Source organism: Microcystis sp. (genome assembly GCF_048564745.1).
Classification (GTDB): domain Bacteria; phylum Cyanobacteriota; class Cyanobacteriia; order Cyanobacteriales; family Microcystaceae; genus Microcystis; species Microcystis ichthyoblabe_A.
In genome coordinates this window covers 1-6493 of the sequence record NZ_JBLZRT010000117.1, presented here as the reverse complement: position 1 = coordinate 6493, position 6493 = coordinate 1, and the positions used below count along the sequence as shown (strand labels likewise).

The 6493-nt window shown below is 37.5% G+C and carries 10 protein-coding genes and 1 pseudogene; 10 read left to right on the top strand and 1 reads right to left on the bottom strand.

The annotated features are described in order from the left end of the window. From ACOCD9_RS13165 to ACOCD9_RS13120, 10 genes and pseudogenes are all read left to right on the top strand, one after another. Window positions 1-421, top strand: a 421-nt coding sequence (locus tag ACOCD9_RS13165) for a Uma2 family endonuclease (protein ID WP_287699869.1), incomplete at its 5' end; no start/stop codon positions are given. A 61-nt stretch (window positions 422-482) separates the two neighbouring features. Then, window positions 483-1541, top strand: coding sequence for an NAD-dependent epimerase/dehydratase family protein (locus ACOCD9_RS13160; RefSeq protein WP_287699870.1), 1059 nt, complete (start codon window positions 483-485; stop codon window positions 1539-1541). Window positions 1542-1553: 12 nt separating this feature from the next. Beyond that, entirely contained in the window at window positions 1554-2378 is an 825-nt protein-coding gene (locus ACOCD9_RS13155) for a transketolase (protein ID WP_287699871.1), read from the top strand. After that, the gene (locus ACOCD9_RS13150) at window positions 2375-3286 is read left to right on the top strand and encodes a transketolase family protein (protein WP_079205998.1); all 912 of its coding nucleotides are present in this window, start codon (window positions 2375-2377) and stop codon (window positions 3284-3286) included. The genes ACOCD9_RS13155 and ACOCD9_RS13150 overlap by 4 nt, the downstream gene beginning before the upstream one ends. Before the next feature lie 4 nt (window positions 3287-3290). Beyond that, window positions 3291-3668, top strand: coding sequence for a GtrA family protein (locus tag ACOCD9_RS13145; RefSeq protein WP_079205997.1), 378 nt, complete (start codon window positions 3291-3293; stop codon window positions 3666-3668). Then, on the top strand, window positions 3668-4600 hold the full coding sequence (locus ACOCD9_RS13140; RefSeq protein WP_287699875.1) for a glycosyltransferase family 2 protein: 933 nt from the start codon (window positions 3668-3670) through the stop codon (window positions 4598-4600). Before ACOCD9_RS13145 ends, ACOCD9_RS13140 begins: the two co-directional genes overlap by 1 nt. A 126-nt stretch (window positions 4601-4726) precedes the next feature. Then, a pseudogene (locus tag ACOCD9_RS13135) lies at window positions 4727-5189 on the top strand (helix-turn-helix domain-containing protein); the annotation flags it as partial. 80 nt (window positions 5190-5269) lie between these two features. After that, the gene (locus ACOCD9_RS13130; RefSeq protein ID WP_287967782.1) at window positions 5270-5467 is read left to right on the top strand and encodes a hypothetical protein; all 198 of its coding nucleotides are present in this window, start codon (window positions 5270-5272) and stop codon (window positions 5465-5467) included. Then, complete coding sequence (locus ACOCD9_RS13125) at window positions 5433-5663, top strand: hypothetical protein (protein ID WP_287699872.1); 231 nt, start codon at window positions 5433-5435, stop codon at window positions 5661-5663. The genes ACOCD9_RS13130 and ACOCD9_RS13125 overlap by 35 nt, the downstream gene beginning before the upstream one ends. Window positions 5664-5737: 74 nt before the next feature. Further along, window positions 5738-6130, top strand: coding sequence for a transposase (locus ACOCD9_RS13120; protein ID WP_287699873.1), 393 nt, complete (start codon window positions 5738-5740; stop codon window positions 6128-6130). Here the strand turns inward: ACOCD9_RS13120 and ACOCD9_RS13115 are convergent. Continuing rightward, on the bottom strand, window positions 6110-6493 hold a 384-nt coding region (locus ACOCD9_RS13115), incomplete at its 5' end, for a transposase family protein (protein ID WP_287699874.1). The two genes, ACOCD9_RS13120 and ACOCD9_RS13115, sit on opposite strands and share 21 nt — an antisense overlap.

The following is a 6493-nucleotide window of genomic DNA, read 5'->3' as shown; positions in this document are numbered from 1 at the left end:
CGTCCTAGAGTTTATCTCGGAAACCGAAGGGGGTGAGTATTCCATCAATCCTCACTATCCCTATGGAAAATGGTATTTTTACGAGCAAATCTTACAAGTACCTGTCTATGGAATTTTTCAGCCAAAAACCGGAGAATTAGAAATTTATCGATTGAATCAAGGAAGGTATGAACAACAAAAACCTGATGAAAACAATCGTTATTGGATAGCAGAGATTAACTTATTTTTGGGAGTCTGGCAAGGAACCAAAGCTGAATTTACTACTAATTGGTTGCGTTGGTGGGATAAGTCGGGCAATCTGTTATTATGGGGGAGTGAACGAGTCGCACAAACTGAATATCAACTCGAACAGGAGCGAATGTTATGGCAAAAATTAGCTGAAAAATTAAGAGAATTAGGCGTTGAACCAGAAACCTTGTAGGAGACTTGTCAAATGCTGATAAAATCATGGAAGGAATCTTGGTAATGATTCGGGGCTGAAGATGCAACCTAACCTAACAAATGACTTAAATCACATTCTTGCCCATACTAAAACCCTGTGGGAGGAATTGCGGGGACAGCGGATATTTATTACCGGAGGTACAGGCTTTTTTGGCTGTTGGCTTCTGGAAAGTTTTATTTGGGCTAATGATCAGCTAGACTTAAAAGCATCGGCAGTGGTTTTAACCAGAAATCCTGATAGTTTCAGGCAAAAAGCTCCTCATTTAGCCAATCATACCGCTATTCAATTCCATAGCGGTGATGTTAGGTCATTTCAGTTTCCTAAAGGGGAGTTTTCTTATATTATTCATGCGGCAACGGATGCAAGTTCTCTAGTACATCAAGAGGATCGTCTTTTTGTCCTAGATACTACAGTACAAGGGACTTGGCGAGTGCTAGATTTTGCTAAAAATTGTGGCACAAAAAAATTATTACTAACTAGCTCAGGAGCAATTTATGGTCAACAACCCTCAGATATAAGTCATATTCCGGAAAGTTATCAAGGGGCGCCCGATGTGAGTTCTCCTAACTCCGTTTATGGAGAGGGAAAACGACTCGCAGAACTCTTGAGTGTCTTGTATGCTCAGGAGTATAATATAGGGGTAAAAATTGCCAGGTGTTTTGCCTTTGTCGGTCCCTATTTACCTTTAGGTGAATCTTTTGCCATTGGCAACTTTATCAAGGACAGTTTAGAGGGAAAAACGATTCATATTAAAGGAGATGGAACCCCCTATCGTTCCTATTTATATGCTTCGGATTTGATGATTTGGTTATGGACTATATTATTTAAGGGTGAGTCTTGTCGTCCTTATAATGTGGGTTCAAATGTGGAAATCAACATCAAAGATACCGCCTTAGCAGTGGCGGAAATTGCTGGACACCCTAATTCTATCACTGTTGCTCAAGAACCAGTTGTAGGTCAACGGATTGCCAGATATGTACCCGCTACTGACAGAGCATTAAAAGAATTAGGACTCAAGGCAACCGTTGATTTATCTACAGGGATTAAAAAAACCCTTGCATGGTATCCACAAAGACTAACACAAACTGATAATCATTGAGGGGTTTAACTCATGAAATTTCAAGGAAATCAACTCCGCCAAACCGTTCTGAGGATGGCCTTTGCTGGTTCAACTGTTCATATTGGCTGTGCCTTTTCTATTATCGAGATTCTCGCAGTTCTCTATCGTTCTTACCTAAATCTAGGGAATGGTCAACCGGAGTCCCCCGGCAGAGATTATTTAATTCTCAGTAAAGGTCATGGAGTAATGGCTCAATATGCTTGTATGTATGAGTTAGGCTGGCTAACAGATAAGGATATTGATAATTACTTTGGGGATGGTACAATTATTAAAGGGTTGTCTGATGCTCATGTGCCTGGTTTAGAAGTAAGTTCAGGGTCTTTAGGGCATGGTTTATCTGTGGGTGTTGGGATAGCGTTAGCTAGTAAAATTAAAGGAACCGGACAGCGTTGTTTTGCCCTTGTGGGGGATGGAGAAATTAATGAGGGGTCGATTTGGGAAGCCCTACTTTTTGCCTCTCATTTTCAACTATCTAACTTGTTAGTCATTGTAGATGCTAATGGTTATCAAGCGATGGGCACTACTCAAGAAGTGATGAATTTAGGTCAAATTGCTGATAAGTTCCGGGCTTTTGGTTTTGACTGTCGAGAAGTAGATGGTCATGATGAAAAGGCATTAGATCAGGTCTTTCAAGAATTATTAGAACTGTCTTCTTCTTGTCCTAAAGCTGTTATCGCTCACACGGTTAAAGGGAAAGGAGTTTCTTTCATGGAAGATAATAATGTTTGGCATTATAGCCGCTTAAATCGAGAAATTTATGCGCAAGCTAAAGCCGAATTAGAACCTCAAGTTTACAAGGATAAATTAAGTTTATGAGAAACGCTTTTTCAGATGCTTTAGTCAAATTTGCTTTAGGAGATGAGCGAGTTCTGTTATTAACCGGGGATCATGGTTATGCTTTATTCGATGATTTTCGTCAGGCTTGCCCTAAACAATATATTAATGCGGGGGTAGCAGAACAAAATATGGTAGGGGTGGCGGCAGGACTTGCTAAATCGGGGTTTTTCCCGGTGGTTTATGGTTTAAGTTCTTTTGTGCCGATAAGAGTTCTAGAACAAATTAAGTTAGATATTTGTTATGAACAATTAAAGGTTTTATTGATTGGGGATGGTGCTGGAGTGGTCTATAGTAGTCTGGGTTCTAGTCATCAGTCTACCGAAGATATTGCCGCTTTAAGAGCTTTACCTAATATCTCGATTCTCTCCCCAGCAGATGCCTCCGAAATGACTCAATGCCTGAATTGGGCTTTTAACAGTGATGGAGCGGTTTATTTACGCATGGGTAAGGCAGATTTAGGGGTAATTCATGAGACTTTACCTCACCTTGAGCCAGGTAAACTTCACCCCGTTAAACCAGGCACCGGCAACCTTGGATTTTTGGCGACAGGTTCGATGGTTAAAACGGCCTTAGAAGTGGCTCAGGAATGGAATAATAGTGGGGTGTGGAGTGTTCCTTTTATTAAGCCTCTTGATGTCCAGCAAGTGATAGAAATTTGTCAGCAATATCAAGCTATTGTGGTGATGGAAGAACATTCTATCTATGGGGGTTTGGGTTCTGCTATTTCTGAAATTGCCAGCACCTATCATCCCAGTTGGATTTGTCGCATTGGTATTGAAGATCGATTTTCTCAATTTTGCGGAACTTATCAATATTTGATGCAAGAACATCGGCTAGATGTTGCCTCAGTTAAGGAAAAAGTTAGAAATTTTATGTCACGATTGTAGAAAAATGTATCTAATCAAAAAAAGCAAATCTGTTAGATTTTTGTTAGTGGGGGTAATTAATACCTTATTTGGGTATTCGGTGTTTGCCTTGCTGTTTCGTCTAGGATTAGATGAGCGCTATTCCTTACTTATCGCTACTATTTGCGGGGTATTATTCAACTTTAAAACTATCGGAGGGATCGTTTTTAAAGACCAAAATAATCGACTACTAACTCGCTTTATTGGTGTTTATTTAGTGATTTACTTATTAAACGCTGAATCCTTACGAATTGTTAAGATGCTAGGAATCAATATCTTAGTGGCACAAGCTATCTTAGTATTGCCTCTAGCAATTGTTTCTTATTTCTTGAATAAAACCTTTGTTTTTAGAGGAAGTAGATGATGAAAAAAATTACGATTATGACTCCTTGTTATAATGAAGAAAAGAATGTTGAAGACCTTTACTTGCGGGTTAAAGAAGTCTTTCATCAGTTACCTAACTATGAGTATGAACATCTTTTTATCGATAACGCTTCCCAAGATAAAACTGTAGATGAATTAAAAAAAATTGCTCAAAAAGACTCCAGGGTAAAAGTCATAGTTAATGCTAGAAATTTCGGACCCGTTCGTTCTGGTTACTATGGTATTCTTCAGTGTTACGGAGATGCGGTTATTTTTATGGTAGCAGATTTGCAAGATCCTCCCGAATTAATCCTAGAATTTGTCAAGAAGTGGGAAGAAGGCTATAAAGTTGTTAAAGCGGTTAAAACGCCGATGAAAGAAGGATCTTTTTTCTATTTTGCTAGACAAATTTTTTATTATTTAATGGACAATCTTTCGGATATAAAAGTTACTAGAAACTTTACAGGTTTCGGTTTATACGATCAGAAAGTCATTAATGTTCTACGAGAGATTAACGATCCCTATCCCTATTTTAGGGGACTCATTGAAGAGTTGGGTTTTGAAAGTTTCTCTTTTGAGTATCAACAACAACGGCGAAAACGGGGTATTAGTAGTTATAACTTCTATCGATACTATAGCGAGGCGATGCTGGGTATTACCAGTCACTCCCAAGTTCCCCTGAGACTGGCCACCATGTTAGGCTTTGCTTTGTCCCTCTTGAGTTTGCTAGTGGCGTTAGGTTATTTAATGGCCAAATTGTTGTTCTGGGATTATTTTCCTTTAGGAACCGCACCAATCATGGTCGGACTATTTTTAATCGCTTCGGTGCAACTATTTTTTATCGGTATTATTGGGGAATACATTGGATTAATGCACATGAGAATTTTAAAAAGGCCTTTAGTTGTCGAACGAGAACGAATTAACTTTCAGTGAGTGACTGTATTTGTTATACTAACTTAATCTTGGAGGACAATATATAGCGATTCCATTTGAGACATAAATAGAGCTTGCTATGGTAAAATAGAAAAGTTCTGCCAAGAAATGAAATAAAAAAAGCAAATGGAAACCAATCAAAATGAAAGAGAAAGACAAATAGAGCGTTTAATCAACTTTATAAACAAACAGTAATGGAGAATCGAGACATGGAGAAATGGAGACTCGCGAGAGATGAAGAGAGCCTTAGCAGTAAAATTGGCTCTACAGGGTTATGCCTAAAAAGCGATAGAAAATATACTAAATGTATCTCAAGGTTATGTAAGTAAATGGAAAAAAAGATTTATCAAACAAGGAATACAAGGACTAAGACTAGGTTACAAAGGAGCCAAAACAAAGCTGACTAAAGAGGAAGAAGAAGAGAACAATAAAATGGTTATTATGCCAAGAATATTGGGATTTATCAGAACTATAAATCTATTTAATAGAAGAGTATGATGTAGTATTTGAATCAAAAGAAAGTTACTATAAGATTTACAAAAAAGCGAAGATAACTAGACAGAAAGCCGAAAAAGTAAACCCAAGAAAAGTTCCTCAGTGGGCAGAAAAAGCCTTAGAAAAAAGATTAAAAGAAAAGGAAGGATTTGATAGTTATGGGGAAATTTGTGAATGGTTATAGGAAAAATTAGGGATAGAAGCCAAGTACAAAACTGTACACAAATTAGTATATTATCGGCTAAAAGCGTCTCCAAAAATAGCCAGACCAAAAAGCCTAGAACAATCAGAAGAAAGGTTAGAGGATTTTTAAAAAAACCTCCTAGAAAATTTGGCAATGCTGAGTTGGGTGGCGATAACAATGATGAGTAATACAGGAAAAATTCGCTTTTTATGTGAAGATGAAACTCGTCTGGGACTGAAAACAATCAGCGGTAGAAAAATAACAGCAAAAGGGGTAAAACCTTACGGGAAAGTGCAGGGTCAATTTCAAGCAACCTATATCTATGGCAGCAATTCTCATTTTGAAACGATTTTGCGTTGTTTCAGCGATCTAGAGATTCGTTAAGAATTATTAACCCCTCTAGGTGCAAGGGCTTTAATGTCATGAAACCTTAAAATGAGAATTGCTGTATCTATGGGGTGGTAGAGCCGAAGACAGGAGAGCATTTTTTTTACGAATTCACTTATTTAAACAGTCAAGGTTTTCAAATATTTTTAGAATTAGTTTCTGAATATTTTGCCGATAGTATTTTGATAATACAGTTAGATAATGGCAGGTTTCATAAGGCAAAAAACCTGAAAATACCTGACAACATTATTCTCATGTTTCAGCCACCACATTGCCCAGAATCTAATCCAATTGAACAGATTTGGCAATATCTAAAAAAAGGATTGAGATGGAAACTACCTAGAGACTTAGAGGAATTACGTTTGTTAATTGGTCAACGACTCGAAGAAATGAACAAAGAGGTAATTGCTTCAATTGTTGGACGAGGTTATATTCTGGATGCTCTATCTGTAGTTGGTATTTAGAGAATTGGTATAAGAAGCTGCTACACCTATCTCTGACTCATAGTTATAAATAGCCGCCAACAGGTTAACTCTTAAACTATATCTTCGACGACGATTCCGATATTTACAGGATAAGATTTTCAAGATTTTGAGTTTCCTATAAATAGGTTCAATGATAATCCTTTCTTTGGCTAAAGCCTTTTTATAATCTTTTTCTAACTCTGTTAATTTTCTATTTTTCGGTTTCTTTTTCGGTGTATAACTATTACTATGGTATGCAGCTATTCCCTGATAAACACTGTCTTCTCTGCTGGTAGTTAAAGGATGAAAACGAACTTGACTTTTTTTAAATAAACTAAAATCATGACCTCTACCTTTCCCACA

What these genes read in the sequence shown, in the direction of transcription:
- ACOCD9_RS13145 (WP_079205997.1), top strand. Translation starts at nt 3,291, where the DNA reads ATGTATCTAATCAAAAAAAGCAAATCTGTTAGATTTTTGTTAGTGGGG.
- ACOCD9_RS13130 (WP_287967782.1), top strand. Translation starts at nt 5,270, where the DNA reads ATGGTTATAGGAAAAATTAGGGATAGAAGCCAAGTACAAAACTGTACA.
- ACOCD9_RS13155 (WP_287699871.1), top strand. Translation starts at nt 1,554, where the DNA reads ATGAAATTTCAAGGAAATCAACTCCGCCAAACCGTTCTGAGGATGGCC.
- ACOCD9_RS13140 (WP_287699875.1), top strand. Translation starts at nt 3,668, where the DNA reads ATGAAAAAAATTACGATTATGACTCCTTGTTATAATGAAGAAAAGAAT.
- ACOCD9_RS13150 (WP_079205998.1), top strand. Translation starts at nt 2,375, where the DNA reads ATGAGAAACGCTTTTTCAGATGCTTTAGTCAAATTTGCTTTAGGAGAT.
- ACOCD9_RS13160 (WP_287699870.1), top strand. Translation starts at nt 483, where the DNA reads ATGCAACCTAACCTAACAAATGACTTAAATCACATTCTTGCCCATACT.
- ACOCD9_RS13125 (WP_287699872.1), top strand. Translation starts at nt 5,433, where the DNA reads ATGCTGAGTTGGGTGGCGATAACAATGATGAGTAATACAGGAAAAATT.